The organism is Ramlibacter sp. PS3R-8 (assembly GCF_037572435.1).
Lineage (GTDB): Bacteria > Pseudomonadota > Gammaproteobacteria > Burkholderiales > Burkholderiaceae_C > Ramlibacter.
On record NZ_JBBHGT010000002.1, the window covers coordinates 550,496 to 575,431 of the forward strand.

General features: G+C 70.1%; 26 protein-coding genes. 12 read left to right on the forward strand and 14 right to left on the reverse strand.

The features are described from left to right. Nucleotides 1-11: 11 nt before the first annotated feature. The 4 genes from WG902_RS10495 to msrA form a co-directional block, all read right to left on the reverse strand. Nucleotides 12-509: a hypothetical protein gene (locus tag WG902_RS10495; RefSeq protein WP_340059997.1), complete on the reverse strand. Its 498-nt coding sequence runs from the start codon at nt 507-509 to the stop codon at nt 12-14. A 64-nt stretch (nt 510-573) separates the two neighbouring features. Then, the gene (locus WG902_RS10500) at nt 574-1,785 is read right to left on the reverse strand and encodes an FtsX-like permease family protein (protein ID WP_340059998.1); all 1,212 of its coding nucleotides are present in this window, start codon (nt 1,783-1,785) and stop codon (nt 574-576) included. Next, nucleotides 1,782-2,435, reverse strand: a complete 654-nt coding sequence (locus tag WG902_RS10505) for an ATP-binding cassette domain-containing protein (RefSeq protein ID WP_340059999.1) — start codon at nt 2,433-2,435, stop codon at nt 1,782-1,784. The genes WG902_RS10500 and WG902_RS10505 overlap by 4 nt, the downstream gene beginning before the upstream one ends. Beyond that, nucleotides 2,432-2,971 (reverse strand): peptide-methionine (S)-S-oxide reductase MsrA, encoded by a 540-nt coding sequence (gene msrA, locus WG902_RS10510; protein WP_340060001.1) that lies wholly within the window; start codon nt 2,969-2,971, stop codon nt 2,432-2,434. The genes WG902_RS10505 and msrA overlap by 4 nt, the downstream gene beginning before the upstream one ends. 51 nt (nt 2,972-3,022) lie before the next feature. On the opposite strand from msrA, the gene WG902_RS10515 reads away from it, so the two are divergent. The 7 genes from WG902_RS10515 to WG902_RS10545 all read left to right on the forward strand — a co-directional run bounded on the left by WG902_RS10515 (nt 3,023) and on the right by WG902_RS10545 (nt 11,366). Next, nucleotides 3,023-3,787, forward strand: coding sequence for a YdcF family protein (locus tag WG902_RS10515; protein WP_340060002.1), 765 nt, complete (start codon nt 3,023-3,025; stop codon nt 3,785-3,787). Nucleotides 3,788-3,915: 128 nt separating this feature from the next. After that, nucleotides 3,916-4,599: a TetR/AcrR family transcriptional regulator gene (locus WG902_RS10520; protein WP_340060003.1), complete on the forward strand. Its 684-nt coding sequence runs from the start codon at nt 3,916-3,918 to the stop codon at nt 4,597-4,599. Next, nucleotides 4,596-5,729, forward strand: a complete 1,134-nt coding sequence (locus WG902_RS10525) for an efflux RND transporter periplasmic adaptor subunit (RefSeq protein WP_340060004.1) — start codon at nt 4,596-4,598, stop codon at nt 5,727-5,729. The genes WG902_RS10520 and WG902_RS10525 overlap by 4 nt, the downstream gene beginning before the upstream one ends. Before the next feature lies 1 nt (nt 5,730). Next, complete coding sequence (locus tag WG902_RS10530; RefSeq protein ID WP_340060005.1) at nt 5,731-8,919, forward strand: efflux RND transporter permease subunit; 3,189 nt, start codon at nt 5,731-5,733, stop codon at nt 8,917-8,919. A gap of 19 nt (nt 8,920-8,938) precedes the next feature. Beyond that, entirely contained in the window at nt 8,939-9,628 is a 690-nt protein-coding gene (locus WG902_RS10535) for a protein-L-isoaspartate O-methyltransferase family protein (protein WP_340060006.1), read from the forward strand. Between the two features lie 3 nt (nt 9,629-9,631). After that, on the forward strand, nt 9,632-9,967 hold the full coding sequence (locus WG902_RS10540) for a rhodanese-like domain-containing protein (protein WP_340060007.1): 336 nt from the start codon (nt 9,632-9,634) through the stop codon (nt 9,965-9,967). A 58-nt stretch (nt 9,968-10,025) separates the two neighbouring features. After that, nucleotides 10,026-11,366 (forward strand): TolC family outer membrane protein, encoded by a 1,341-nt coding sequence (locus tag WG902_RS10545; protein ID WP_340060009.1) that lies wholly within the window; start codon nt 10,026-10,028, stop codon nt 11,364-11,366. Nucleotides 11,367-11,464: 98 nt separating this feature from the next. On the opposite strand, the gene WG902_RS10550 is transcribed toward WG902_RS10545, so the two are convergent. From WG902_RS10550 to WG902_RS10565, 4 genes are read right to left on the reverse strand one after another with little or no spacing between them, the layout of a single operon-like run. Next, complete coding sequence (locus WG902_RS10550) at nt 11,465-12,790, reverse strand: M10 family metallopeptidase C-terminal domain-containing protein (protein ID WP_340060011.1); 1,326 nt, start codon at nt 12,788-12,790, stop codon at nt 11,465-11,467. Between the two features lie 49 nt (nt 12,791-12,839). Further along, nucleotides 12,840-14,054: a 3-deoxy-D-manno-octulosonic acid transferase gene (locus WG902_RS10555; RefSeq protein ID WP_340060012.1), complete on the reverse strand. Its 1,215-nt coding sequence runs from the start codon at nt 14,052-14,054 to the stop codon at nt 12,840-12,842. A 20-nt stretch (nt 14,055-14,074) separates the two neighbouring features. Further along, complete coding sequence (gene waaC / locus WG902_RS10560) at nt 14,075-15,061, reverse strand: lipopolysaccharide heptosyltransferase I (RefSeq protein WP_340060013.1); 987 nt, start codon at nt 15,059-15,061, stop codon at nt 14,075-14,077. Next, nucleotides 15,058-16,440, reverse strand: coding sequence for a phosphomannomutase/phosphoglucomutase (locus WG902_RS10565; protein WP_340060014.1), 1,383 nt, complete (start codon nt 16,438-16,440; stop codon nt 15,058-15,060). Before WG902_RS10565 ends, waaC begins: the two co-directional genes overlap by 4 nt. A 113-nt stretch (nt 16,441-16,553) precedes the next feature. Between WG902_RS10565 and WG902_RS10570 the strand changes: the two genes are divergently transcribed. Genes WG902_RS10570 through WG902_RS10580 form a run of 3 tightly spaced genes read left to right on the forward strand, consistent with a single transcriptional unit; the run spans nt 16,554 to nt 19,442 of the window. Beyond that, nucleotides 16,554-18,041, forward strand: a complete 1,488-nt coding sequence (locus WG902_RS10570) for an Ada metal-binding domain-containing protein (RefSeq protein ID WP_340060015.1) — start codon at nt 16,554-16,556, stop codon at nt 18,039-18,041. Further along, nucleotides 18,038-18,541, forward strand: a complete 504-nt coding sequence (locus WG902_RS10575; RefSeq protein ID WP_340060016.1) for a methylated-DNA--[protein]-cysteine S-methyltransferase — start codon at nt 18,038-18,040, stop codon at nt 18,539-18,541. Before WG902_RS10570 ends, WG902_RS10575 begins: the two co-directional genes overlap by 4 nt. 7 nt (nt 18,542-18,548) lie before the next feature. Further along, nucleotides 18,549-19,442, forward strand: a complete 894-nt coding sequence (locus WG902_RS10580; protein WP_340060017.1) for a DMT family transporter — start codon at nt 18,549-18,551, stop codon at nt 19,440-19,442. A 163-nt stretch (nt 19,443-19,605) separates the two neighbouring features. On the opposite strand, the gene WG902_RS10585 is transcribed toward WG902_RS10580, so the two are convergent. Further along, the gene (locus WG902_RS10585) at nt 19,606-19,974 is read right to left on the reverse strand and encodes a hypothetical protein (protein WP_340060018.1); all 369 of its coding nucleotides are present in this window, start codon (nt 19,972-19,974) and stop codon (nt 19,606-19,608) included. Between the two features lie 112 nt (nt 19,975-20,086). Here WG902_RS10585 and WG902_RS10590 point away from each other — a divergent pair, with 112 nt between their 5' ends. Continuing rightward, on the forward strand, nt 20,087-20,839 hold the full coding sequence (locus WG902_RS10590; RefSeq protein WP_340060019.1) for a hypothetical protein: 753 nt from the start codon (nt 20,087-20,089) through the stop codon (nt 20,837-20,839). Between the two features lie 155 nt (nt 20,840-20,994). Here WG902_RS10590 and WG902_RS10595 read toward each other — a convergent pair whose 3' ends face one another. The 3 genes from WG902_RS10595 to WG902_RS10605 are packed head-to-tail and all read right to left on the reverse strand — an operon-like array spanning nt 20,995 to nt 21,695. Further along, nucleotides 20,995-21,159: a hypothetical protein gene (locus tag WG902_RS10595; protein ID WP_340060020.1), complete on the reverse strand. Its 165-nt coding sequence runs from the start codon at nt 21,157-21,159 to the stop codon at nt 20,995-20,997. An 18-nt stretch (nt 21,160-21,177) separates the two neighbouring features. After that, nucleotides 21,178-21,291 (reverse strand): stereocilin, encoded by a 114-nt coding sequence (locus tag WG902_RS10600; RefSeq protein ID WP_340060022.1) that lies wholly within the window; start codon nt 21,289-21,291, stop codon nt 21,178-21,180. 41 nt (nt 21,292-21,332) lie between these two features. Beyond that, on the reverse strand, nt 21,333-21,695 hold the full coding sequence (locus WG902_RS10605) for a hypothetical protein (protein WP_340060023.1): 363 nt from the start codon (nt 21,693-21,695) through the stop codon (nt 21,333-21,335). A gap of 130 nt (nt 21,696-21,825) precedes the next feature. On the opposite strand from WG902_RS10605, the gene WG902_RS10610 reads away from it, so the two are divergent. Further along, entirely contained in the window at nt 21,826-22,506 is a 681-nt protein-coding gene (locus WG902_RS10610) for an aspartate/glutamate racemase family protein (protein ID WP_340060024.1), read from the forward strand. Between the two features lie 14 nt (nt 22,507-22,520). Here the strand turns inward: WG902_RS10610 and WG902_RS10615 are convergent, their stop codons facing one another. Together WG902_RS10615 and WG902_RS10620 are read right to left on the reverse strand one after the other, a co-directional pair. Continuing rightward, a complete protein-coding gene (locus tag WG902_RS10615; RefSeq protein WP_340060025.1) occupies nt 22,521-23,912 on the reverse strand; it encodes an amidase in 1,392 nt (463 codons plus the stop codon). 36 nt (nt 23,913-23,948) lie between these two features. Beyond that, nucleotides 23,949-24,866 carry a dihydrodipicolinate synthase family protein gene (locus WG902_RS10620; protein ID WP_340060026.1) on the reverse strand — a complete coding sequence of 306 codons (918 nt, stop codon included), beginning with the start codon at nt 24,864-24,866 and terminating at the stop codon, nt 23,949-23,951. Nucleotides 24,867-24,936 lie beyond the last annotated feature (70 nt).

Genomic DNA, 24,936 nt, shown 5'->3' on the forward strand with positions numbered 1-24,936 from the left:
GCGCAGGCCTGCTACTTGACGGCGACCGCGTCGGTGACGCGGTAGTACAGGCCGTACGGATCGTCCACGAGCGTGGCGAACCTGCCCTCCACGGTCACCGGGTCCAGCGTGTACCTGACCGGCGTCTTCGTCTTCACCTCCACCATGCTCTCCGGGCCGCCGGCCAGGCAGAACGAGCAGGTCAGCGGAACCGAGCTCAGGAGGAAATGGGTCTGCTTTTCGCCTGCCTCCAGCGGCATCATGAAGCCCTGCACGCGCTGCGTCTTCTGGTTCAGGGCGAGCTGGTCCTTGCTGAAGACCGGCAGCACCCGGTTCTTCTCGTTCCTGGTGGTGACGGCCGTGAGCACGGACCACGGCACCACGTCGCCGCGCTGCGGCAGCGGCGCGATGGGGCTGTCCGGGCTGTGGACGCCGGCGCCGGTGCCTTGCGGCACACCGGGGGGCAGCTGTGCCCAGGCCGCGCAAGCCAGCAGGGCGGCGACGGCGGCGGGCAGGACGGCGATTCTCATGCGGGTCTCCTTCGGTGCGGTGGCCGCCCGGGGGCGACGCTGCCGCCATTGTGCGACGACCGCGTCAGGCGCGCTGCAGGAGTTGCGCCACGTCCACGCGGTAGGCGGTGATGGCCGGGATCAACGCGGCCACCCCCGCCGTGACCAGGGCGGCGGCCACGATCCAGCCCTCCTGCGGGAGCCAGACCGCGCCCGACACCGGCAGCGATTGCTGCGCCTGCAGCACGGCGCCGACAGCGGCCGTGAGCCCGTGGCCCAGCGCCAGCCCCAGCACGGAGGCCATCAAGGCCAGCCAGAGCGCCTCCGCCAGCAGCAGGCCGGCCACCTTGGCCGGCGAGGCGCCCAGCATGCGCAGCATGGCCAGGTCCGCCCGGCGCTCGCGCACCGCCGACCACAGCGCGATGAACACCGACAGCGCCGCGGTGAGCAGCAGCACCGCCGCGACACCCTGCAGCACCTCGGCCCCCACACCCAGCAGGCGCAGCAGGCGCGTCACTTCCACGGCCGGCGCCGCGGCCTGCATCGGCGTTTGCGTGTTCACCAGGCGCGGCAGGCTGGCGGCGGCCAGCGGGGTCGCATAGCGCACCAGCGCCAGCGTCACCTCGCGGTCTTCGTCGTCCTCCTCGTGCCCCTGCGCATGCGGCTGGCCCGGCGCGGCGGGCTTTTCGTGGACGTGCCACACGGATTCGGTGGACGTGAGGATCAGGCGGTCCAGCACGCAGCCGCAAGCGCCCAGCACGCCCGTGATGGCGTAAGGCGCGGCCTCGTGTGCCATGCCGCCGCCGCCCAGCCCATGCCCACCGACGAAGCGATCACCCGCCTTCAGCCCCAGTGCCCGCGCGACGCCTGCGCCCGCGACAGCCTCCATGGGCTGGGTCCAGGCCCGGCCCTGGGCCACGCCGATGCCGTAATGCGCCGGGTACGCCGCGGTGGTGCCGACGATGCGGTAGCCGCGGTAGCTGTCGCCCAGGCTGAGCGGGATGACCTGCGCCACCTGCGGCCGCTTCGCCAGCGCCTGCAGGTCGGTGAGCTTGATGTTGCCCGGCGCCACGTCGATGTGGAACACGCCCGCCAGGATCAACTGCAGCGGACTGCCTTTGGCGCCGACCACCAGGTCGATGCCGCGCAGGTCGCGCTCCAGCGCGCCTTGCACCTGCTCGCTGACCAGCACGACGAAGGTGATGGAGGCCAGCCCCAGCGTGAGCAGCACGAGGTTCAGAACGGTCGCGAGCGGGCGCGACCAGAGATAGCGGAAGGCCAGCGCCAGCAGCTTCATTCGGTGCTCGCCAGCGTTTCGAGCCGCAGCACCTGCGCGCCCTGCAGGGCGTCGCGGGCCCGTGCATCGTGGGTGGCGACGACGAGCGTCGCGCCGCAGCGCTGGGCCGAGGTGCGCAGCAGATCCACGGCGGCCGCCGCCGCCTCGTCGTCCAGGCTGGCCGTCGGCTCGTCCGCCAGCAGCACCCGGGGCTGCAGCAGGATGGCACGTGCGAGTGCCACGCGCTGGGCCTGGCCGACGGAGAGTTCCCCCGGACGCCGTGCCGCGAGGCTGGACACGTCCAGCGCCAGCAGGGCGGCGTGGATCGCCTGGTGGTCCAGCGGCAGGCCGGCGGCGAAGTACACCAGCGCCAGGTTGCGTTCCACGCTCAACGCATCGCTCAGGTGCAGCCGCTGCGGCAGGAAGCCGATGGTGCGCCCGCGCCAGAGGTCGCGTTCACCGCGCGCCAGGCGCGCCACCTCGTGGCCGGCGACCACCACCTGCCCGGTGCCTGGCGACAGGAGTCCGGCGACCAGCGACAGCCAGGTCGACTTGCCCGAGCCGGAGCGTCCCTGCAGCAGCAAGGTGCCGCCCTGGGGAACGTCGACGTCGGGAAACGCGAGTGCGGGCGCGCTCGCGTAGCGAAAACCCAGGCCGAGGGTGCGGATCAACGCCGGGTCAGCTCGCTGAAGGTCTTGCGGAACTTGGCCACCTTGGGCGCCGCCACCGCCAGGCAGTAGCCCTGGGTCGGGTTCTTCTCGAAGAAGTCCTGGTGGTACGGCTCCGCCGGCGAATAGTTCGCCAGGGGCAGGACTTCGGTGGCGAGGGGGCGGCCGAACAGCTTGTCCTGCGCGATGGAGCGCAGCATCTCCTCGGCCACCTCCTTCTGTTCGGGCGTGGTGAAGTAGATGCCGCTGCGGTATTGCGTGCCGACGTCGTTGCCCTGGCGATTGAGCTGGGTCGGATCGTGCACCACGAAAAAGATCTCCAGCAACTGGCGCAGGCTCACCTGGGCCGGGTCGAAGGTCAGCTTCACCACCTCGTTGTGGCCGGTGCGGCCGGTGCAGACCTGCTCGTACGTGGGGCTCTCGGTTTCGCCATTGCTGTAGCCGGACTCCACGTCGGTGACGCCGCGCACTTCCTTGTAGACGGCCTCGGTGCACCAGAAGCAGCCGCCGCCGAGGACGATGGTTTGCAAGTCGCTCATGCCAATCTCCTTCAAGCCCGCACTGTACCGCCTGCCTTACCATGCGCGTCCATGACGCCTGGTGAATGGAAGCCCGTGCTCGCGGCGCTGCTGCTGCCGCCCGCGGGGCCGCTGCTGCTGGCGCTGCTGGGGTTGCTGCTGGCGACCGGGCGGCGCGGCGCCGGGCTGCTGCTCGCGGCCGCCGGCATCGTCCTGGCGCTGGCGCTCAGCACCAACGGCACTGCGATGTTCCTGGCGCGGCACCTGCTGCCGCCCCTGGCTGCGGCGGCGCCGGAGGATGTGCGCAAGACGCAGGCGGTGGTCGTCCTGGGCGGCGGCGTCCTCCCCGACGCACCCGAATACGGCGCCGTCCAGCCCAACGCGAACACCCTGGCTCGATTGCGCTACGGCGTGCGGCTGGTCCGTCAGACCGGGCTGCCCCTGGCTTTCGCGGGCGGCGTGGGGTGGGCCTCCACCGGCATGCGCACCGAAGGCGAAGGCGCGGTCGCGCGCCGCGTGCTGGAGCAGGAGTACGGCTTCAAGCCGGCGTGGGTCGACGACCGCTCGCGCGACACCGGGGAAAACGCCCGGAACATGGCCGGCCTGCTGCTGCCGCAAGGCGTGCGCCGCATCGCCCTGGTCACCGATGCCTGGCACATGCCGCGCGCCGCCGCCGAATTCCGGCGCGCCGGCTTCGACGTGCTCCCGGCGCCGACCCGCCTGCCCGGTCCGTACGCGCGGCCCCTGCTGGAATGGCTGCCGTCGGCCACCGGCGTGCTGCTCTGCCGCGAACTGCTGCGCGAATGGCTGGCGCGGCAGGTGGACCGCTTTACCTGAGCTTTTCCGCCTACGGTCGGGCTGGCTTGACGCACGGGAGCTGACGCCGGTATATTACTAACCGGTCAGTCAGTAAGCTCCCGCGTTCCCCGATCCCCAAGACCGCACCTCAACTCACTTTCCCTGCCGTGGCCCTTCCCCGAACCTCTGCCGATCGCGGCGACGATGTCCACAGCAAGCGCGAGCGCCGCAAGGAGGCGCGTCCCGGCGAGTTGCTCGACGCGGCCCTGGACCTGTTCGTCGAAAAGGGATTCGCCGCCACCCGCTCGGAAGAAGTCGCGGCCCGCGCCGGCGTCTCCAAGGGGACGCTGTTCCTCTATTTCCCCTCCAAGGAAGAACTGTTCAAGGCGGTGGTGCGCGAAAACCTGTCGGGCCGGTTCTCGGAATGGAACGAGGAGTTCGAGACCTTCCAGGGCTCCACGCCCGACATGGTGCGTTACTGCATGCGGGTCTGGTGGGAGCGCATCGGCGCGACGCGCGCGTCCGGCATCACCAAGCTGATGATCAGCGAGGCGCGCAACTTTCCCGACCTGGCGGCTTTCTACCAGCAGGAGGTGATCCGTCCCAGCCACGTGCTGATCCGCCGCATCCTGCAGCGCGGCATCGACCGGGGCGAGTTCCGTCCCCTGGACCTGGACTACGCGGTCTTCAGCATCGTCGCGCCGATGGTGTTCCTGATCATGATGAAGCACTCGCTGGGCGCCTGCCAGCCGCAGGACTACCCGCTGGATCCGGAACGCTATGTCCATTCGCAGGCGGAAACCCTGCTGGCCGGCCTGTGCGTGCGGCCCGGGGAAGGAGGCCGCGCATGAAGCGATACTGGAAGTGGCTGCTCGCCGCCGCGCTGGTCGCCGTTGTCGTGATCGGCGGCTGGCGCGCCATCGGGGCGCGGCGGGCCGTGCAGGTGGCCGCGGCGCAGCAAGCCGCACAGCGCGCGGAGCCGTCGGTGGAGCTGGCGCAGGCCGACGTCGTGAAGGCGGAACAGCGTGAGCTGCTGCGCGGCCTGCCCATTTCCGGCTCGCTGAGAGCGGTGAACTCGGCTTTCGTCAAGGCGCGCATTCCCGGCGAGCTGCAGGGCCTGGTGCTGCGCGAAGGCGACGCGGTGCAGGCCGGCCAGGTCGTCGCCCGCGTCGACCCGATCGAAGTGCGGGCCCGCATGCAGCAGGCGCAGGAGCAGGCGGACGCCGCGCGGACCCAGATCGACATCGCGCAACGGCAGTTCGACAACAACAAGGCGCTCGTGGACCAGGGGTTCATCTCGCGCTCGGCGCTGGACACGTCGCAAAGCAGCCTGGCCGGAGCCCAGGCCACCCACAAGGCCGCGCTGGCCGCGGTGGACATGGCGCGCAAGGCGCTGGAAGACGCAGTGCTGCGAGCGCCGATCTCGGGCATCGTGGCGCAGCGGCTGGCGCAGCCGGGAGAACGGGTCGCCATCGACGCCCGCGTGATCGAGATCGTCGACCTGGGCCGGCTGGAAATGGAGGCCACGCTCGGCGGGGCCGACTCCGTGGAGGTGCGCGTCGGCCAGTCCGCGCTGCTGCAGGTGGAAGGCAGCCCGCGCCCCGTCGCGGCGCGCGTGGTCCGCATCAACCCGAGCGCGCAGGCGGGCAGCCGCAGCGTGCTGGCCTACCTGGCCATCGCCGACACGGCGGGCCTGCGGCAGGGCCTGTTCGCCCAGGGCACCATCGCGACCGGCAGCGCCTCCGGGGTCGCGGTGCCACTGAGCGCAGTGCGCACCGACAAGCCGGCGCCGTACGTGCAGGTGGTGGAGAACAACCGTGTGGTGCACAAGCCGGTGGAGCCGGGCGCGCGCGGCGAGGCGGACAAGGAGACGTGGGTGGGGGTGGGCGGCTTGAGTGCGGGGGCGGTGGTGGTGCGGGGACATGTCGGGCCTTTGCGCGAGGGAACCGGCGTCAAGTTCTCCAGGTCGATGAGCCCCTGACATGTGGTTCACCCGCGTCAGCCTGAAGAACCCCGTGTTCGCCACGATGGTGATGCTCGCCATCGTCGTGCTCGGGCTGTTCTCGTTGCAACGGCTGAAGGTGGACCAGTTTCCCAACATCGACTTCCCGGTCGTCGTCGTCACCGCGGACTATCCCGGCGCGGCGCCGGAGATCGTGGAGAGCGAGGTCAGCAAGAAGGTCGAGGAGGCGGTGAATTCCATCGCCGGCATCAACGCCCTCACCTCGCGCAGCTATGAAGGCCAGTCGGTCGTCATCATCGAGTTCCAGCTGCACATCGACGGCCGCAAGGCGGCGGAGGACGTCAGGGAGAAGATCGCCGCGGTCCGGCCGACCTTCCGCACCGAGGTGAAGGAGCCGCGCGTGCTGCGCTTCGACCCGGCGAGCCGGCCGATCTGGTCGCTGGCGGTGCTGCCGGACAACGCCAGGGGCGCACGCCCGATGACGGCGGTCGAACTGACGAACTGGGCCGACCAGGTGCTCAAGAAGCGGCTGGAGAACGTGCGCGGGGTCGGCTCCGTCACCCTGGTGGGCGGCACCCGGCGCGAGATCAACATCTACCTGAACCCGGCGGCCATGGAGGCGCTGGGCATCACCCCCGACCAGGTGGTGAACGCGGTGCGCAGCGAGAACCAGGACCTGCCGGTGGGCGCGATCCGCTCGCTGGCGCAGGAGCGCGTGGTGCAGATCGACGCGCGCATGCAGCGGCCGGAGGACTTCGGCAGGATCATCGTCGCGCGCAAGGGGACGGCGCCGGTGCGCGTCGAGCAGGTCGCGCGCGTCGCCGATGGCGCCCAGGAAGTGGAGAGCCTCGCGCTGTACAACGGCCAGCGCACGCTGCTGCTGCAGGTGCAGAAGTCGCAGGACGAGAACACGATCGGCGTCATCGACGGGCTGAGGGACGCGCTGGGCGAGATGCAGGCGCGGCTGCCCGGCGGGCTGAAGCTGGAGCAGGTGGGCGACGCCTCGCGGCCGATCCGCGTGTCGGTGGAGAACGTGCGGCGCACGCTCATCGAGGGTGCGCTCCTGACCGTGCTGATCGTCTTCCTGTTCCTCAATTCGTGGCGCTCCACCGTCATCACGGGCCTCACGCTGCCGATCGCGCTGATCGGCACCTTCCTGTTCATGTACGCCTTCGGCTTCACGATCAACATGATCACGCTGATGGCGCTGTCGCTGTGCGTCGGCCTGCTGATCGACGACGCGATCGTGGTGCGCGAGAACATCGTGCGGCACGTGCGGATGGGCAAGACGCCCTACCAGGCCTCGCTGGACGGCACGCAGGAGATCGGCCTCGCGGTGCTGGCCACCACCTTTTCCATCGTCGCCGTGTTCCTGCCGATCGGCTTCATGGGCGGCATCATCGGCAAGTTCTTCCACGAGTTCGGCGTCACCATCGTGGCGGCGGTGCTGATCTCCATGTTCGTCAGCTTCACGCTGGACCCGATGTTGTCCTCCGTGTGGCACGACCCCGATGCCGAGGGACACGGCAAGCCGAAGGACCGGAACACGCTGTACGACCGCACCATCGGGCGCGTCACCGGCTGGTTCGACCGCGCCACCGAGTCGCTGGCCGAGGGCTACCAGGTCATCCTGCGCTGGGCGCTGCGCCACAAGCCGGCGACGGTGCTGGCCTCGGTGGCGATCTTCGTCACCAGCGTGCTGATGGTGCCGCTGCTGGGCACCGAGTTCGTGCCGAAGGCCGACTACTCCGAGACCAGCATCAACTTCCACACGCCGGTGGGCTCCTCGCTGGAGCTGACCGAAGCCAAGGCCCGCCAGGTCGAGGCGATCGTGCGCGAGTTTCCCGAAGTGCGGTACACCGTGGCGACCATCAACACCGGGGCGGCGCAGGGCAAGATCTACACCTCGCTCTACGTGCGCATGGTGGACCGCAAGGACCGCCAGCGCAGCGTCGACCAGATGACAGGCATCCTGCGCGAGCGCCTCAAGCAGGTGCCGGGCATCACGGTCACCCATGCGGGATTGCTGGACGCGGTCGGCGGCAACAAGCAGATCGAGTTCTCGCTGCAGGGCCCCGACCTGAAGGAACTGGAGCGGCTGTCCCGCCTGGTCACCGGGAAGATCGGCGGCATCCCCGGCCTGGTGGACCTGGACTCCACCGTCAAGCCGGACAAGCCGACCGTCGAGATCGACGTGAAGCGCGACGCCGCGTCGGACCTCGGCCTGTCGGTCGCGCAGATCGCCGGCGCGCTGCGCACGCTGGTGGCCGGGCAGACGGTGGGCAACTGGCGCGCCCCGGACGACCAGACGTACGACGTGAATGTGCGCATGGCGCCCGACGCCCGCACGGCGTCGCAGGACCTGGAGCGCCTGCCCTTTTCGACCGGCAGCAACGCCGACGGCAGCCCGCGCATCGTGCGGCTGAACCAGCTGGCCACCGTGCGCGAAGGCACCGGCCCGAACCAGATCAACCGGCGCGACCTGTCGCGCGAGGTGGCGATCAACGCCAACGCGTTCGGCCGCGCGGCGGGCGACATCTCCCGCGACATCCGCACGCAGCTGGACACCGTGCAGTTCCCGCCCGGCTACCGCTACCAGTTCGGCGGCTCCACCAAGAACATGCAGGAGTCGTTCGGCTACGCCATCTCGGCGCTGGCCATGGCGGTGATCTTCATCTACATGATCCTGGCCAGCCAGTTCAAGAGCTTCCTGCAGCCGCTGGCGCTGATGACGTCGCTGCCGCTCACCCTGATCGGCGTGGTGCTCGCGTTGCTGGCCTTCAACTCCACACTGTCCATCTTCTCCGTCATCGGGATCGTGATGCTCATGGGCCTGGTGACCAAGAACGCGATCCTGCTGGTGGATTTCGCCATCCGCATGCGCGAGCAGGGCATGGAGCGCTCGCAGGCCTTGCTGCACGCCGCCCGGGTGCGCCTGCGGCCGATCCTGATGACGACGCTGGCGATGATCTTCGGCATGGTGCCGCTGGCCTTTGCCTTGACGGAAGGCTCCGAACAGCGCGCACCGATGGGCCAGGCGGTGATCGGCGGAGTGATCACCTCCTCGCTGCTGACGCTGGTGGTCGTGCCGGTGGTGTACTGCTACCTCGACGACCTGACGCAGTGGCTCACGCGCGGCCGCCGGCGCGTTTCCGGGGGCGGCGGAGCCGAGCCCGTCCCGGCTTCTAGAATGGACGGTTTGTCCTGAAGCCCCGAGAAAGACCGCCATGACCGCCCCCGTCGACACCGAACGCGCCCGCTTCAACATGATCGAGCAGCAGATCCGCCCCTGGGACGTGCTGGACCTCGACGTGCTCGCGCTGCTGGAGCAGGTCCGGCGCGAGGATTTCGTTCCGGTGGCGCACCGGGCGCTGGCCTTCGTGGACATGCAGATCCCGCTGGTGGGCGAGACCGAGGAGGCCCTGCGCAACGGCTGGTGCATGCTGGAGCCGAAGCAGGAGGCGCGCCTGCTGCAGGACGTGGGCCCCAAGGCGCACGAGAAGGTGCTGGAAGTCGGCGCGGGCTCGGGCTACATGGCCGCCCTGCTGGCCAGCCGCGCCCAGCGCGTGGTCAGCCTGGAGATCGAGCCGCGGCTGGCGCGGATGGCGCGCGAGAACCTGCAGAAGGCCGGCATCCGCAACGCCGAAGTGCGCGAGGCCGACGGGTCCCACGGACTGGCGGCCGAGGGTCCGTTCGATGTCATCGTGCTCTCCGGCTCCGTGCAGGAAGTACCGCATGCGCTGCTGCAACAGTTGAAGGTGGGCGGCCGGCTCGGCGCGATCGTCGGCAACGAGCCCATGATGCGGGCGACCTTCATCACCCGCACCGGCGAAGCGTCGTGGACGACCGTCGAACCCTGGGACACCTGCGCACCGCGCCTGGCCCACTTCCCGCAGGCCTCGCGCTTTCGCTTCTGACGCATGATCCCGCAGGTCCGCCCTTCCGAATTCGCCGGCTGGCTGCAGGCGCAACCCACCCCGCCGCTGTTGCTGGACGTGCGCGAACCGTGGGAGCTGCAGGTCGCGAGCGTGCGGCCCGACGGCTTCGAACTGGTGGCGATCCCGATGAACGAGATTCCCGGCCGGCTCGCCGAGCTGCCCGAAGATCGGCCGATCGCGTGCCTGTGCCATCACGGCATGCGCAGCCAGAACGTGGCCGCCTTCCTGGCGCGGCAGGGCTACACCGATGTGGCGAATATCGCGGGCGGCATCGATGCCTGGTCGCGCGAGCGGGATGCGGCCGTACCGCGCTACTGAAGCGGCGTACAACGCCGACACAACGATCAGAACAGCAAGAGCTCTTGAAGGACGGACGATGAAAGTGTTGCGGCTTCTTCCCCTGACCATGGCCCTGGCCGTGGCGGCCTTCGCCGGGCCCTCGCGCGCCGAGGACCTGCTGGCGCTGTACGAAGCCGCGCGCGCCTACGACGCGAACTGGCAGAGCGCCAAGTCGCAATACGACGCCAATATCGCGCGGGCCGCACAGTCGAAGGCGGGCATCCTGCCGCAGGCCGGCCTGTCGGCGGGCGTCACCCACAACGACTACGAGCTCAGGATTGATCCGGTCGGCACCCCCGGCTCGCGCGTGGAGAGCTTCCTGACCAAGCAGGCCACCCTCAGCGCCTCGCAGCCGCTGTACCGGCCAGCCAACCTGGCCACCTACCGGCAAGGCAAGCGGCAGGCGGACGTGGCGGAATTCCTGCTGGTGGCGGCCGGTCACGACCTGATGCTCCGCGTCAGCCAGGCCTACTTCGACGTGCTGGCGGCGCAGGACACCCTGGCGTTCGTGCGCGCCCTGAAGGCCGCCACCGCCGAACAACTGGCGTCGGCCCGCCGCAACTTCGAGGTGGGCACCTCCACCATCACCGACACGCGCGAAGCGCAGGCGCGCTACGACCTGGTGCTGGCGCAGGAGATTGCCGGGGACAACGACCTGCGCGTGAAGCGGCTGGCGCTGGACACGCTGGTGGGCCGCACCAATGTGCAACCCAATCCGCTGAGCGTGCCCGACGTCGAGGTGCCTCAGCCGTTCGACGCCGAGGCATGGGTGGCGGCGAGCGAGAACACCAGCCCCGCGATCCTGCAGGCCCGCAGCGCGGTGGAGATCGCCGAGCTCGAGACCGAAAAGGCCAAGGCCGGCCACAAGCCGACGCTGGACCTGACGGCGAGCTACGGGATCACACGCTTTGCGGGCGGCAACACGGCTATCGGGGCCGACAGCCGGACGAACCTCGGCGCAGTGGGCGTCGCCCTCAACGTGCCCCTGTTCGCCGGTTTCGCCACGCAGAACCGCATCCGCGAGACGCTCGCGCTGGAGGAAAAGGCGCGCTCCGACCTCGAAGCCACCCGCCGCACGGTGGCGCAGCAGGTGCGCACGGCTTATTTCGGCGTGGTGTCGGGCCAGGGCCAGGTGCGCGCGCTGCAGGCCGCCGAGGCTTCGAGCCAGAGCGCGCTGGATGCCAACCGCCTGGGCTACCAGGTCGGCGTGCGGATCAACATCGACGTGCTCAACGCGCAGAGCCAGCTGTTCCAGACCAAGCGGGACCTCGCGCAGGCCCGCTACAACGTGCTGCTGGGACACCTGCGCTTGCGGCAGGCCAATGGCACGTTGGCGCCCGAGGACCTGGCGCGGTTGAATTTGTTGCTGGCGCCTTGAGGGCGCTGTCGGGGTGCGGCTGCGCGCCGCAACCCGACCTACCAAACGAAATCGGCAGCCCGCAGGCCGGGTTTCGGCGAAGCCGAACCCCGGCGTCCTTACATCACGAGGTCGGCGGCGCCGAGCGCTGTCACTCCGACCACCTCGATCGAAAACTCCGCTGCCGCATCCTCATCGGTGCTGCCGTACAGGATCCCGCCTTCCAGCCGCAACTCGCCGGTGGCGTCCGCGCTGAAGTCCGCCGCGCCGATGTAGCGGAAGGCATCGTTGGCCGCCGTCCCCGTGTCGGCATCGATGCCGGCCAGGTCGATCACGTCCTGCCCGCGCACGAAGTCCGAAATGACGTCGCGCGTGGCAGCGGACGCACCGGTATGCGCCGCGCGGTCGAAGTTGAACACGTCCGCACCGGCGCCGCCCGCCAGCTTGTCCTGTCCCGCGCCGCCCGACAGGATGTCCCTGCCCGCCGCTCCGTTGAGCACGTCGCTGCCCGCATTGCCGGTCAGCCGATTGGCCGCGCCATTGCCGATGAGGCTGTCGGCGCCGCTCCCGCCGATGGCATGCTCGATCACCACGCCGTTGGCGATGGCGAATTCACCCTGCCGGCCGACCAGGCTGAACGCGCCAGCCTCCAGGCGGATCACGCAGCGCAGCACCTGGTTGCCGCAATCGATGGTGTCACGGCCGCCGCCGTCCCAGATCGTCTCGAGCAGCGGCGCACTGGTGCCCCAGTCATAGACGTCATTGCCCGCGCGGGTCTCGTAGTTGGCGCCGTAAAGGTACTGCAGCGCCTGCATGTCCAGGAGCATCAAGGTCGACGGCCGATCGTTCGGAGCGGCAATGGGGGACATCACCGTGTGCGCCTGGTCGTTCAGCTCGGGCGCCAGCATCGTTCCCCAGTCTTGCGAATGGTCCTTCAGGCCCAGCGCGGTGCCGACGTTGCGCAGCAGCGAGAGGTGGGCGAAGCCGCCCGGCTCCAGGTCCGCGGCCGTCCAGGCCTGCGCGTCGTCCATCCACACGTCGCCGCTGACTTCCGGTTCGAACAGGTAGTCGATCGTGCCCCTGTTGTTCTGCCATTCGAAATACGGCAGGTAGGCAGCGCCGGAGGCATCGTGGGTGCCTTGGCGGAACGTGATCTGCGCGGGGCCACCCACCTCGGTGAAGGTGACGTTCGCGACTTCTGAAATGCGGGCGAGCACGTCCTGCGTGCTGACCATCATTTCGGGCGTGAACCGCGAGGCCGTCGGCCCCGCGTAATAGCTGCCGGGGGCCGTGGCCGCAAAACTGTAGGTCAGGCTGACGGCCTGGCCGATCCCACCGGGGGATGCGACGGGCGTGTTGTCTGCAAGAGGGAAGTTCCAGCGGGCCTGGAGGTAGCCGTCGCGGGTCGCGACCAGTGCGTCCAGCGGATTCGTCGTAGTGGTCATGGGTGCTGCTTGAAAGACCGTGATTGGTCCGATGCACCCATTGTTCAGATCAAGTCAACATTGCCATGACAGCATTTGCCGTCTTTACAGAAGCGCCGCGGTGCCGCGCAGCAAATTCTTCACCCGCTTGTGCAGATTGCCGGAGACGTCCTACGTCACCTGTCCAGGCAACAGCAGCAGCCACGCCTTGCTGCATGTCGGCGACGCGCAGCGCCGCGCCGGCACCGAGCGCAAGCTCTGCCGCCTCACTGAAATTGAAGGTGTGCGGCCCCATCACCACCGGGCAGCCGCACGCCGCCGCCTCGATCAGGTTCTGGCCCCCGAGCGGCGCGAAGCTTCCGCCCAGCAGAGCTACGTCGGCCAGCGCGTAATACAGCGGCATCTCGCCCAGCGAGTCGCCGATCCATACCTCAGCTGCAGCGGGCCCCTCGGTCCAGGTGCTGCGTCGCGAGACCGTGAAGCCGGCCTGCGCGACCTGCGCGGCAACCTCGTCGAAGCGCTGCGGATGGCGCGGCACCAGCAGCCACTGCACGCCCGGGTGCGCGCGCAGCGCCGCCAGGAAACCGGCCTCCTCGCCCTCGCGCGAACTCGCGAACATCACGACCGGCGCCGGCGCCATGGCATGCCACGCGCGGCCCAGCCGCAACTGGGACGGGTCGGGCGTGGCGTCGAACTTCAGGTTGCCGAACACGCCGTGCACGGTGGCGCCGGCTTCGGCAAGGCGCCGCGCATCGGTCTCGGTCTGGGCCCACACGGCGCGCAGCGAGCCGTAGGCGCGACGCGAGAGCCCGGGCAGCTTGCGCGCCCGCGACAAGGATTTCTCGGACAAGCGCGCGTTCACCAGCACCAGCGGCACGCCCTGCTCGGCGCACAGCGCGGCGAGGTTCGGCCACACCTCGGTTTCCATCAGCACGCCGGCGCTGGGCCGGAAGTGGGCAAGGAAGCGGCGGACGGCATCGGGTGTGTCCCAGGGCAGCCAGGCCTGCGCGTCGCCCTCGCGCAGCAGCGCCTGCCCCTGCTCGCGGCCGGTGGCGGTGCCGTGCGTGAGCAGGAAGCGCAGGTCGGGCCGGAGTTCGCGCAATGCCCGCATCAGGATGGCGGCGGCGCGCGTTTCGCCGAGCGACACGGCATGCAGCCACAGGCGTCCGGGCTCGGTCGCGCCTTCGTAGTGGCCGAAGCGCTCCTCCACGTGCTGCAGGTAACCGGGCTCGGAAACGCCGCGCCGGCGCAGCTTGCGCCGCAGCAGCGGCTGCGCGGCCGTCATGAGCAAGGAATAGACGCCCACTATGCGAGGTCCGCCACGGGCCGCGCTTCCCAGCACGCGTCCCACGCGGCGATCACTTCCGCCGCGCCCGGTGCGCCGTCACCACCGACGGAGCGCTGGTGCGGACGACCCACCGGCCCGGCGCGCCACGCCCGCGGCTGGCTGAAGATCTCCACCACCGGGAGGTCGAGCGCGACGCCCATGTGCGCGACGCCCGAATCCACGCCGACGAGCCCCGAGCAGCCGCGCATGACGGCCAGCAAGGCGGGCAATCCCATCCGGGGCAGCACGCGCGCGCCGGCGCCGACCTGCGCCGCGACGCGTCCGGCGAACTCCGCTTCCGCATCGCCGGCCTGCGGCAGCAGCACGTCGAATCCCTGTGCCGTGAGCACGCGCCCGAGGGCCACCCAGTCGGCCGCGGGCCACTCGTTGTCGGCACGGGTGGTGCCGTGCGCCAGCAGCACTTGCGGCGGTGACGCCGGCACGTCGAGTGTCCAGGGATACACCGGCGCATCGCCAGGCACCGCATATCCCAGCGCCTGCGCGGCGAGCAGCCGCGCGCGCGCCACCGCGTGGATGCGCAGCGGCATGGCCACCTTGCGTTGCAGCAGGTAGCGCACCGGCCACTCGTAGCCGCACAACTCGCTGCGGTTGCCATACGTCGCGGTGAAACCGCCCGGCGCCAGCCGCGCCCGCCGCGCGACGACCGCGGACTTCACCAGGCCCTGGAAGTCGATCACCGCGTCGTAGGCCTCGCGCCGCAACTCGGCGTGCGCCGCGCCGCGTTCCCCGCGCGTGCGCGGCGACAGCGGCGAGCGCCGCCAGCGCCGCTGGGCCACCGGGATCACGCGCTCGACGCTGGGCGCCTGCCGGACCAGTTCGGCAAAGGCTTCCTCCACCACCCAGTCGACCTTCGCTTGGGGAAAACGCGCGTGGATGTCGTGCAGGACCGGAAGCGTCTGGACGACGTCGCCAAGGGAGGACAGCTTGACGACCAGCAGCCTCAATGCGCCGCCTCGCCGATCCGCGCGTCGGGCTTGACGGTGCGCAGCAGCGCCAGCATCTTGCCTTCGATGCGGTGCATCGCTTCCTGCGTGTGGCCTTCGAAACGCAGCACCAGCACCGGCGTCGTGTTCGACGCGCGCACCAGGCCGAAGCCGTCCGGCCAGTCGGCCCGCAGGCCGTCGATGGTGGACACCTGCGCGTCCGGGAAGCTGGCATTCTTCACCAGCTCGTTGACCAGGCGGTGCGGTTCGCCCTCCTCGCACTTCACGTTCAGTTCGGGCGTGGAGAAGCTGGTGGGCAGCGCGTCGAGCACCGCGCTCGGGTCGGGATGGCGCGACACGATCTCCAGCAGCCGGCAGCCCGCATAGGTGCCGTCGTCGAAGCCGTACCAGCGTTCCTTGAAGAAGATGTGGCCGCTCATCTCGCCGCCCAGGGGCGCATTGACTTCCCGCATTTTCGCCTTGATCAGCGAATGCCCGGTCTTGTACATCATCGGCTGGCCGCCGGCGGCCGTGATGGCCGGGCCGAGGCGCTGGGTGCACTTGACGTCGAACAGGATCGGCGCGCCGGGCACGCGCGAGAGCACGTCGCGCGCGAACAGCATCATCTGCCGGTCCGGGTAGATGTTGTTGCCGCCGCGCGTGATGATGCCCAGGCGGTCGCCGTCGCCGTCGAAGGCCAGGCCCAGGTCGGCGCCGGTTTCCTTTAGCTTGGCGATCAGGTCGCGCAGGTTCTCCGGCTTGCTCGGGTCCGGGTGGTGGTTGGGGAAGTTGCCGTCCACCTCGCTGAACATCTCGATCACTTCGCAGCCGATGGCGCGGAAAATCTCCGGCGCCGAGGCGCCGGCGACGCCGTTGCCCGAATCCACCACGATGCGCAGCGGCCGCGCCAGCTTGATGTCGCCGACGATGCGGTCGCGGTAGGGCGCGAAGATGTTGACGTTGCGCACCTTGCCAGGCTGCGCCGCCAGGACCCAGCTTTCGGACTCGATGGTCTGGCGCAGCGCCTGGATCTCGTCGCCATAGATCGCGCGGCCGCCCAGGACCATCTTGAAGCCGTTGTAGTCCTTCGGGTTGTGGCTGCCCGTCACCTGGATGCCGCTGTTGGAAAGCGTGCTCGCCGCGAAGTACAGCATCGGCGTGGTGACCATGCCGACGTCGACGACGTCGACGCCGGTGGCGGTGAGCCCGCGCACCAGCGCGGCGCTGAGGCTGGGGCCGCTCAAGCGGCCGTCGCGGCCGACGGCGACGCTGGCTTCGCCCGCCCGTTTGGCGGCGGTGCCGAAGGCCCGGCCGAGCGCCTCGGCCACGTCTTCGTCGAGGGTGCTGGGAACGATGCCGCGGACGTCGTAGGCCTTGAAGATGGTGGGGCTGAGCTTCATGGGGACTTCTTTGTTCTAGGGTGAAGTGGTTCGACCGATTCTAGGCCGCGGGGCCGGGAGGAACATGTCCGGAAATGGCGAGTCCTGCCCGGTCCGCTGCGTATCATGCGCCCATGTTCCCCGCCGACCCGCCGCTGCACCCCGACGCCTGCTACCTGGCGTTGAAGACGCGCGATGCACGCTTCGACGGATCGTTCTTCACCGGCGTCACCAGCACCGGCATCTACTGCCGCCCCGTGTGCAAGGTGCGGCTGCCGCGGCGCGAGAACTGCCGCTTCTTCGCGCATGCCGCGCAGGCCGAGAGCGCGGGCTTCCGGCCCTGCCTGCGCTGCCGTCCGGAGCTGGCGCCGCAGGCGCTGCGCTGGTCGACGCAGGACGCCAGCGCGACACTGGCCCAGCAGGCGGCGCGCCTGCTCGACGAGCCGGAGGCATGGGGCGGCGCGCCCGCGTCGGCCGAGAAGCTGGCGCAGCGGCTGGGCATCAGCGGGCGGCACCTGCGCCGCATCTTCGAGGCGCACCTCGGCGTCTCGCCGCTGCAATACCTGCAGACGCGCCGGCTCCTGAGCGCCAAGCAGCTGCTGGCCGACACGCGATTGCCCGTCACGCAGGTGGCGCTGGCCAGCGGCTTCGCCAGCGTGCGCCGCTTCAACTCGGCTTTCATCGCGCACTATCGCCTGAGCCCGAGCGCGCTGCGGCGCGCCGGGGCCGGCCGCGACGCGTCCTGCGAGGTGCGGCTCGGCTACCGTCCGCCCTACGACATCGACGCGATGCTCGGCTTCTTTCGCACCCGCGCCATCGTGGGCATCGAGTCGGTGGGACAGCGGCGCTTGTCGCGCACGCTGGCCATCGACGCTGGCGGCTCGCGCCACCAGGGCTGGATCGCGGCCGACTTCGACGAGCCGCACTGCCAGGTGGTGCTGCGCGTGAGCGAAAGCCTGCACGGCGTGTTGCCGCTGGTGATCCGCAGGCTGCGCGCGGCGCTGGACCTGGACGCCGATCCGCATGCGATCAATGCCCGCCTGCACGGGAGCTTCCCGCTGGGCGACGGCCTGCGGGTGCCCGGTGCGTTGAGCGGCTACGAACTCGCCGTGCGCGCCGTGCTCGGCCAGCAGATCACCGTGGCCGCCGCGCGCACGCTGGCCCAGCGCCTCGTGCAGCGCTTCGGCACGCCGATCGAGACGCCGGACCCGGCGCTGCACCTGTTGTTCCCCGCGCCGGAAGTCCTTGCCGCGGCCGAAGGCGATGCACTCGGCCAGCTCGGCATCGTGCGGCAACGGCAGGCCGCCATCGTGGCCATTGCCCGCGCCGTGAGCGAAGGCCGGGTGTCGCTGCATCCGGGCGCCGACGTGGCCGCGACCATCGCGGCGTTGAAGGAATTGCCGGGCATCGGCGACTGGACGGCGCAGTACATCGCGATGCGCGCGCTGCGCTGGCCCGACGCCTTTCCGGCCGGCGACGTGGCCTTGCACAAGGCGCTGGGCGTGCAACAGTCGAAGCAGCCGGCACGCGAGGCCGAAACGGCGTCGCAGGCGTGGAAGCCCTGGCGCAGTTATGCGGTCGTGCGCGCGTGGAGCGCCCTGTCGCAAGGAGCAACGACATGAACCTGAACGACGACAGCTGCGTCTGCACGACGTACGACGGCCCCCTGGGCCACATGCTGCTGGCCGCCACCGACACGGGGCTGGCGGGCGTGTGGTTCATCGGGCAGCGCCACGGACCGGTGGACGTGGAATGGCGCGAGGATGCGTCGCACCCGGTGTTGCGTGCCGCGGTGACGCAGCTGGCCGCGTACTTCGCGGGCGAGCGCACCGCGTTCGACCTGCCGCTGGACCTGCAGGCCGGCACCGCGTTCCAGCGCAGCGTGTGGCAGGCGTTGCTGGCGATTCCGCCCGGCGGCACCACCAGCTATTCGGAGCTGGGGCGGCGCCTCGGACGGCCGCAGGCCGCACGCGCCGTGGGCGCGGCCGTCGGGCGCAACCCGATCAGCATCGTCGTGCCCTGCCACCGCGTGCTGGGCACCGGCGGCTCGCTGACCGGGTATGCCGGCGGACTGGAACGCAAGACAGCATTGCTGCGGCTCGAGGGCGTGCTGCACCACTGACGCCTTCATGCCACTTCGTTCGGTCGTCGATTTCGCGGCGCTTGCCGCCATCTGGGGCGCTTCCTTCCTGTTCATGCGGCTGGCCGTGGTGGACTTCGGCTTCGTCGCCACCGCCTTCCTGCGCGTCACCATCGCCGCCGCGTTCCTGCTGCCGCTGATGCTGTTGCGCGGTCTCGGGCCGGTGCTGCGGCGGCACGGATGGAAGATCGGGCTCATCGGGCTGTTGAACTCGGGCATCCCGTTCATGCTGTTCTCGTTCGCGCTGCTGTCCATCACCACCGGCCTGTCAGCCATCCTGAATGCAACGGTGCCGTTGTTCGGCGCGCTGGTCGCATGGTGGTGGCTGAAGGACGGGCTGACCGGTTCGCGCGTGCTGGGCCTGGTGATCGGGCTGGCAGGCGTCGCGATGCTGGCGTGGGACAAGGCAAGCTTCCGCCCGGATGCGAGTGGTTTCGCGCCGGGCTGGGCGGTGCTCGCGTGCTTGCTGGCGTGCGTTTGCTATGCGTTCGCGGCGAGCGCCACGAAGCGCTACCTCACCGGCCTGCCGCCGCTGGTGACAGCCACCGGCAGCCAGCTCGGCGCCGCCGCCGGCCTGGCGATCCCGGCAGCCTTCTCATGGCCGCAGCAGGCGCCGGGCCTGCAGGCATGGCTCGCGCTGGCCGCCGTCGGGATCGTGTGCACGGGCGTGGCGTACATCCTGTATTTCCGCCTGATCGAACAGGCGGGGCCGGCGCGCGCGCTGGCGGTCACTTTCGTGGTGCCGGTCTTCGCGATCCTCTACGGCGCGCTGTTCCTCTCCGAGGCCGTCACGGCGTGGATGGTGGTGTGCGGGGTGGTGATCGTTTGCGGCACTGCGCTGTCGACCGGGTTGCTGAAATTGCCTACGCTGCGGCGGGCGTAGGCTAAAGCAAACTTCCGGACGCAGAAGGCGCGGAAGTTACGCAGAAGACGCAGAAGAAGCCCGAAGGCGGAATCCAAAATGAATTGGAAGTCCTTTTGCGCCTTCTGCGCAACTTCTGCGTCTTCTGCGTCCGGCTGTTGGGTGTTCGGTAGTGCGCCCGGTCTTAGAACCGCGGCAAATCCAGCAGTCGCCGCCCAGGACGATCGTCCTCGGCCACAAGGGTCTCGGCGCCGCCGGGAAGCACGTCGACCTGCACTTCCGAGCCCATGCGCAGCGTGCCGCGTTCGGTGGGGAACAGGATCACGACGGTGTCGCCCTCCACCAGGCGGTCCACCACTTCCACCAGCCGCGTGGGCGCCGGGCGCAGGTCCCAGTGCTCCAGGCTGGGATCGATCATCCCCATCATGACCTCGGCCACGTGGTCGCCTTCCAGGCGCACGGCAGTGATGCCGTACAGGACGGTGGCAGGAGGCGCTGCGAGCGCGGCGAACGGCGCGAACGTGCGCGCCAACGGAATCGATTTCTCAACCATGCCGCACATTGTGTGCACCCACTCAGGCGGCACGATAAGCCGAGCGCGCGGACGTGCGTGGGAGAGTGCCTACCGTTGACCGGCGACGATTAGAATCCGCATCCCCCTCCTCATGCCCACCGCCTTCCCCGTCCCCGCCGGTGACCCGCCGGCCCTCACCCGCGCCCACGCGCGGCGGCTGCGCGACGCCTACCGCTCGGCCGGCTGGCCCTGCCAGGACGCGCTGGAGATCGACCTGCTGGCGGCCGGCCTGCTGGAGCGGCGGCGCTCCGCCGACGGTCACGAGACCTTGCGGGTGACCGACATCGGCGTGCAGTGGCTGGCAACGGTGCTGACCCGCAACCGCGCCGCACTGTCGGCGCACGAGGCGCTGGTGCAGCGCGTGGCGCAGGAGATGGCGCGGGCCGGGCGGCTGGCGTGGACGGGCTTGAGCCTGCGCGCGCAGGTCGCCACCGGCGAGGCGGCCAAGCCCTTGCGCTGGTGTGTCGCCAGGCCCGACGTCTTCTCCATCCGCCACACCTCGGTGGAAAGCTATGTCGAGCCGGTCGTGCACGAGATCAAGGTGCGGCGTTCGGACCTGCTGGCCGATCTGCGCCAGGATGCCAAGCGTGGCGCCTACCGCGACCTCGGCGAGTGCTGGTACGTGCTGGGCGTCGACGGCCGCGGGCGTGCCATCGCGCAGGCCGACGAAGTGCCGGCCGAATGCGGGGTGATGCAGCTGCAAGGCGACCGGCTCGCTGTCCTGCGCCCGGCGCTGCGGCCGGCGCGCGCCGGCCTTCCCTTCGGCGTCTGGATGGCGCTTGCCAAGGCCACTCCGGTGGCCAGCACCGACGACGACGCGCAGGGCCTGCTGGACGCGGACTGACGCGGCCTGCTACTGCTTGGGGTGTTCAGGCTTGCCCTGCTCGGGGTCCTGCACGCGTCCCTTTTCCGGGTCCGTCGGTGTCCGCGGTTCGGGGTTGGCCGGCTTGGGTGCATCCGCCGGCGCGGGGGCCGGTCCGGGTGCGGGGGCGTTCGCGTTCATTCCCGCGCAGGACTGCGCGGCGCGCGCTCTTCGCGCGAACTGCTGCGCTCGGAGCCTGCGGGCCCTTCGTCGTCTTCGGGGATGTCTTCCTCGCGGCGGAGCTCCGGCTCCTCGCGCTCGAGACCGGGGGTGGGCGGCGTGATGCCCTGCGGTGTGTGCATGACGGCTCCTGGCTTCCCTCAGATCACGGGCGGCTTCACCGTCGGGTCTTCGGGCTCGGCCGGCGGCAAGGCCTGGCCGAACTCCGGCTCGACCGGCAATTGCGTCGGATTCGGCGCAGCGTCGTCCGTCACCGGAGGGTCCGGTTCGACGGGATGGGTGGGACGGTGGGTGTTCAGTGCTTCTCGTCGGACTGCCGCTGCATCTCGCGGCGCATCACGGCGCTCGGTTCGTGCGTGTAAGGCAGGCGCGGCAGGCCGATCAGGGCCTGCAGCCGGCTATGGGCCCGGTCCATGTCGGCGCCGATCATGGCCAGGCCGACCTCGTTGCTCGGATCAGATTCCGCAATCTCCAGGTAGGCCCCGCGCAGGCGCTGGTAGTCACCGTCCGCACGGGCAACCTCGTCCTGCAGGGCCAGCACCTTGGCGTATTCGGCGCGGCTGTATCGCATGGTCGTGGTGGGCTTCTTGACCGCGGTGGAACCGCGGCTGTCGTCGATGGGGTGGGCGCGTGCCTGAGGACCGTGTCGTGTGCTCATGCAGCGATGCTATGGAAGGAGTGCACAGCCACGGTGTAGGACGAGACGCCAGCCTTGGGCAGGCAGCATCGGCGCACGTGCGATTTTCCCGCACTGGGCGCCCGCATGCACGGGGCGGCTACGATGGGGAATGGCCACCTCCCGCATCGCCCTGATCCACGCAACGCCACTCGCGGTGGAGCCCATCCAGTCCGCCTTCCAGCGGCTGTGGCCGCAGGCGCGCCGCATGAACCTGCTGGACGACAGCCTGTCCGCGGACCTGGCTCATGCAGGCCGGCTCACGGACGGCATGATCCGGCGCTTCGAGGACCTGGCCCGCTATGCACAAGCCACCGGCTGCGATGGCATCCTGTTCACCTGCTCGGCCTTCGGCCCTGCCATCGAGGCTGCGGCGCGAGCCACCGGCTTGCCCACCCTGAAACCGAACGAGGCCATGTTCGAGCAGGCGCTGGCGCTGCACCAGCCCGGCCGCGTGCTGCAAATCGGGGTGGTGGCCACCTTCCAGGCATCGCTGCCGTCGATGTCGGCGGAACTCGAACAGCTCGCGCACGCTCGCGGCGTGCCGATCGCCATCCACCCGGTGTTCGTGCCCGAAGCGATGGACGACCTGGCCGCCGGACATGCCGCGGACCACCACCGCAAGATCTCCGGCGCGGCGCACGCATTGCGCGACTGCGATGTGGTGATGCTGGCCCAGTTCTCCATGGCCGCGGCGCGCACCGAGACGCAGGCGCACCTGGCCTGCCCCGTCCTGAGCAGTCCCGATTGCGCCGTGGCGGCGCTGATGCAGAGGATGTCCGACGCGGACTGAGGGTCCGTTGCCGCTTACTGCGGCGGCTGCATGTCTTGGCCCGCCGCCTGCTCATAGGCCCAGCCGATGCGCAACGCCGTGGCTTCGTCGTTCGCGCGGCAGACGATCTGCAGCGAGGTCGGCAGCCCGTCGGGCGCGATGCCGTTCGGCAGGGCCAGCGCGCACAGGTCCAGGTAATTCGCGAAGCGCGTGTAGTGCGCCGGCGCCTTGGTCTGGTCCACCTCGTCGAGCGGCAGCGCGGTGGTCATGGTGGTCGGGGTCAGCAGCGCGTCCACGCCTTCCAGCGCCTGCGCGAACTGCTGCTTCATCACGCCGCGCATGTGCAGGGCTTCGATGTAGGCCTGCGCGGTGACGTTGCGGCCGGCGGCGATGCGCGGTCGCACGTGCGGGTCCAGCGGCGCGTTCTCGTCGTCGATCAGCTCGCGCAACATCGCATAGCTTTCGGCGGCCATGATGCGCAGGTTGAAGGCGGCCACGTCGGCGAACAGGAAGGGCAGGTTCGCGTCGACGATCTCGGCGCCCAGCCGCTCCAGCTCGGCCAGCGACCGGTCGTAGGCGGCCAGCACGTCGGCGGATGCGTGCTGGCGCTCGCCTTGCGGCATGCGCGCCAGGCGCAGGCCGCGCACGCCGCGCTTGAGCGTCGGCAACGGGTCGGCGTACGGCAGCCCGCGCGTCAGCGGATCCAGCGGGTCGGCCCCCTGCATCACCGCATACAGCAGCGCGGTGTCTTCGACGTTGCGCGCCATCGGGCCCGGGGTATCGAGCGTGGGGCTCAGGGGCAGCACGCCGTGGGTGCTGATGCGGCCGATGGTGGTCTTCAAGGCGGTGATGCCGCACCAGGAAGCGGGCAGGCGCACGGACCCTCCGGTATCGGTGCCTACCGCCCATGGCGCCAGCGCAGCCGCGACGGCCACGCCCGAGCCGCTGCTGGAGCCGCCCGGCGTGCGTTGCCGCTTGGGGTCCCACGGATTCCACGGCGTGCCGCGGCGCGAGTTGGTGCCCCAGCCCCCCATCGCGAATTCCACCGTGTGCGTCTTGCCCAGCAGGATCATCCCCTGCGCAATGATCTTCTGCGCCAGCGTGGCGGTGCGCGTCGCGCGGCGCTGGGTCCAGGCTTCGCAGCCGCCGGTGACGACCCTGCCTTCCAGCTCGACCAGGTCCTTCAATGCGATCGGGATGCCGTGCAGCGGCCCGACCGAATGGCCCGAGCGGATGGCCGCTTCGGCGGCGCGCGCGGCCATGCGCGCTTCCTCGGCATACACCTCGACGAACGCGTGCAGCTTGGGCTCCCGCGCCGCGATGCGCGTCAGGAACGCCTCGGTCAGTTCCACCGGGGAGAGCTTGCGCGCCACCAGCTGGTGTGAAAGCTGGTGCACCGGCAGCTGGGTCAGGTCTTTTTGCGGCATCGCGGTTTCCAGGTCAGGAGGGGGAAGCGGCCGGGTTCACAGGCCGGGCATGCGGAAACCGAGGTTGTCGAGCGCCGCGAACAGCGCGCGCTCCTGCTCCTGCGTCAGTTCGGTCAGCGGCGGCCGCACGGTGCGCCACGCGGGCGTCTTGCCGTAGCGCGCCACGGCCGCCTTCATCGCGGGAATCATCGGGAATTTCTGGAAGGCCGCGCGCGTCGCGTCCAGCGCGGCCTGCTGCGCGTCCGCATCGGCGCCCTGCCAGGTCTGGTACAGCTTGACCATCGGCGCCGGGTTCACGTTGCCGGTGGCGGTGATGCAGCCGGCGCCGCCGCCGCGCAGCGTGCGCAGCAGGAACAGCTCGCTGCCGGCGAAGACGTCGAAGCCTTCCGGCTGGAACTGCTTGAGCATGGCTTCGGTGTTGCTCCAGTCGCCGGAGCTGTCCTTGATGCCGGCGATGGCCCCTGGATACGCCTTGAGCAGCCGCTCGATGAGCGCCAGGCTGATCGGCACCTGCGCCACCGGCGGGATGTGATACAGGTAGATGCGCAGGCGGGCGTCGCCCACGCGCTCGATCACCTCGGCGAAGTGGCGGAACAGCCCGTCGTCGGACACGCCCTTGTAATAGAAGGGCGGCAGCATCAGCACGCCGCCGACGCCGGCGCTGGTGGCATGGCGCGTGAGTTCCACCGTCTCGGTCAGCGAGCAGCAACCGGTGCCCGGCATCATGCGCGACGGCGGCACGCCGGCGGTGAACAGCGCTTCGAGCAGGCCGCGGCGCTCGCCCGCCGACAGCGAGTTGGCTTCCGAATTGGTGCCGAACACCGCCAGCCCCACATCGCTCGCGTCCAGCCAGCGACAGTGCCGCACGAAGGCCTGCGTGTCGGGGGAAAGATCCGCCTGGAAGGGCGTCAGGACCGGCGAATAGATGCCGGCGAGCTTGTGTCGATGGGCCATGGCGGCCAATTTACCCGTTGCGGCGGCGGAAGGGAAAATCATTTATTTGGAGCGCACTTGATAACATTTG

What these genes read in the sequence shown, in the direction of transcription:
- WG902_RS10495 (WP_340059997.1), bottom strand. Translation starts at nt 509, where the DNA reads ATGAGAATCGCCGTCCTGCCCGCCGCCGTCGCCGCCCTGCTGGCTTGC.
- WG902_RS10500 (WP_340059998.1), bottom strand. Translation starts at nt 1,785, where the DNA reads ATGAAGCTGCTGGCGCTGGCCTTCCGCTATCTCTGGTCGCGCCCGCTC.
- msrA (WP_340060001.1), bottom strand. Translation starts at nt 2,971, where the DNA reads ATGAGCGACTTGCAAACCATCGTCCTCGGCGGCGGCTGCTTCTGGTGC.
- WG902_RS10515 (WP_340060002.1), top strand. Translation starts at nt 3,023, where the DNA reads ATGACGCCTGGTGAATGGAAGCCCGTGCTCGCGGCGCTGCTGCTGCCG.
- WG902_RS10525 (WP_340060004.1), top strand. Translation starts at nt 4,596, where the DNA reads ATGAAGCGATACTGGAAGTGGCTGCTCGCCGCCGCGCTGGTCGCCGTT.
- WG902_RS10530 (WP_340060005.1), top strand. Translation starts at nt 5,731, where the DNA reads ATGTGGTTCACCCGCGTCAGCCTGAAGAACCCCGTGTTCGCCACGATG.
- WG902_RS10535 (WP_340060006.1), top strand. Translation starts at nt 8,939, where the DNA reads ATGACCGCCCCCGTCGACACCGAACGCGCCCGCTTCAACATGATCGAG.
- WG902_RS10540 (WP_340060007.1), top strand. Translation starts at nt 9,632, where the DNA reads ATGATCCCGCAGGTCCGCCCTTCCGAATTCGCCGGCTGGCTGCAGGCG.
- WG902_RS10545 (WP_340060009.1), top strand. Translation starts at nt 10,026, where the DNA reads ATGAAAGTGTTGCGGCTTCTTCCCCTGACCATGGCCCTGGCCGTGGCG.
- WG902_RS10550 (WP_340060011.1), bottom strand. Translation starts at nt 12,790, where the DNA reads ATGACCACTACGACGAATCCGCTGGACGCACTGGTCGCGACCCGCGAC.
- WG902_RS10555 (WP_340060012.1), bottom strand. Translation starts at nt 14,054, where the DNA reads ATGACGGCCGCGCAGCCGCTGCTGCGGCGCAAGCTGCGCCGGCGCGGC.
- WG902_RS10565 (WP_340060014.1), bottom strand. Translation starts at nt 16,440, where the DNA reads ATGAAGCTCAGCCCCACCATCTTCAAGGCCTACGACGTCCGCGGCATC.
- WG902_RS10570 (WP_340060015.1), top strand. Translation starts at nt 16,554, where the DNA reads ATGTTCCCCGCCGACCCGCCGCTGCACCCCGACGCCTGCTACCTGGCG.
- WG902_RS10575 (WP_340060016.1), top strand. Translation starts at nt 18,038, where the DNA reads ATGAACCTGAACGACGACAGCTGCGTCTGCACGACGTACGACGGCCCC.
- WG902_RS10580 (WP_340060017.1), top strand. Translation starts at nt 18,549, where the DNA reads ATGCCACTTCGTTCGGTCGTCGATTTCGCGGCGCTTGCCGCCATCTGG.
- WG902_RS10585 (WP_340060018.1), bottom strand. Translation starts at nt 19,974, where the DNA reads ATGGTTGAGAAATCGATTCCGTTGGCGCGCACGTTCGCGCCGTTCGCC.
- WG902_RS10590 (WP_340060019.1), top strand. Translation starts at nt 20,087, where the DNA reads ATGCCCACCGCCTTCCCCGTCCCCGCCGGTGACCCGCCGGCCCTCACC.
- WG902_RS10595 (WP_340060020.1), bottom strand. Translation starts at nt 21,159, where the DNA reads ATGCACACACCGCAGGGCATCACGCCGCCCACCCCCGGTCTCGAGCGC.
- WG902_RS10605 (WP_340060023.1), bottom strand. Translation starts at nt 21,695, where the DNA reads ATGAGCACACGACACGGTCCTCAGGCACGCGCCCACCCCATCGACGAC.
- WG902_RS10610 (WP_340060024.1), top strand. Translation starts at nt 21,826, where the DNA reads ATGGCCACCTCCCGCATCGCCCTGATCCACGCAACGCCACTCGCGGTG.
- WG902_RS10615 (WP_340060025.1), bottom strand. Translation starts at nt 23,912, where the DNA reads ATGCCGCAAAAAGACCTGACCCAGCTGCCGGTGCACCAGCTTTCACAC.
- WG902_RS10620 (WP_340060026.1), bottom strand. Translation starts at nt 24,866, where the DNA reads ATGGCCCATCGACACAAGCTCGCCGGCATCTATTCGCCGGTCCTGACG.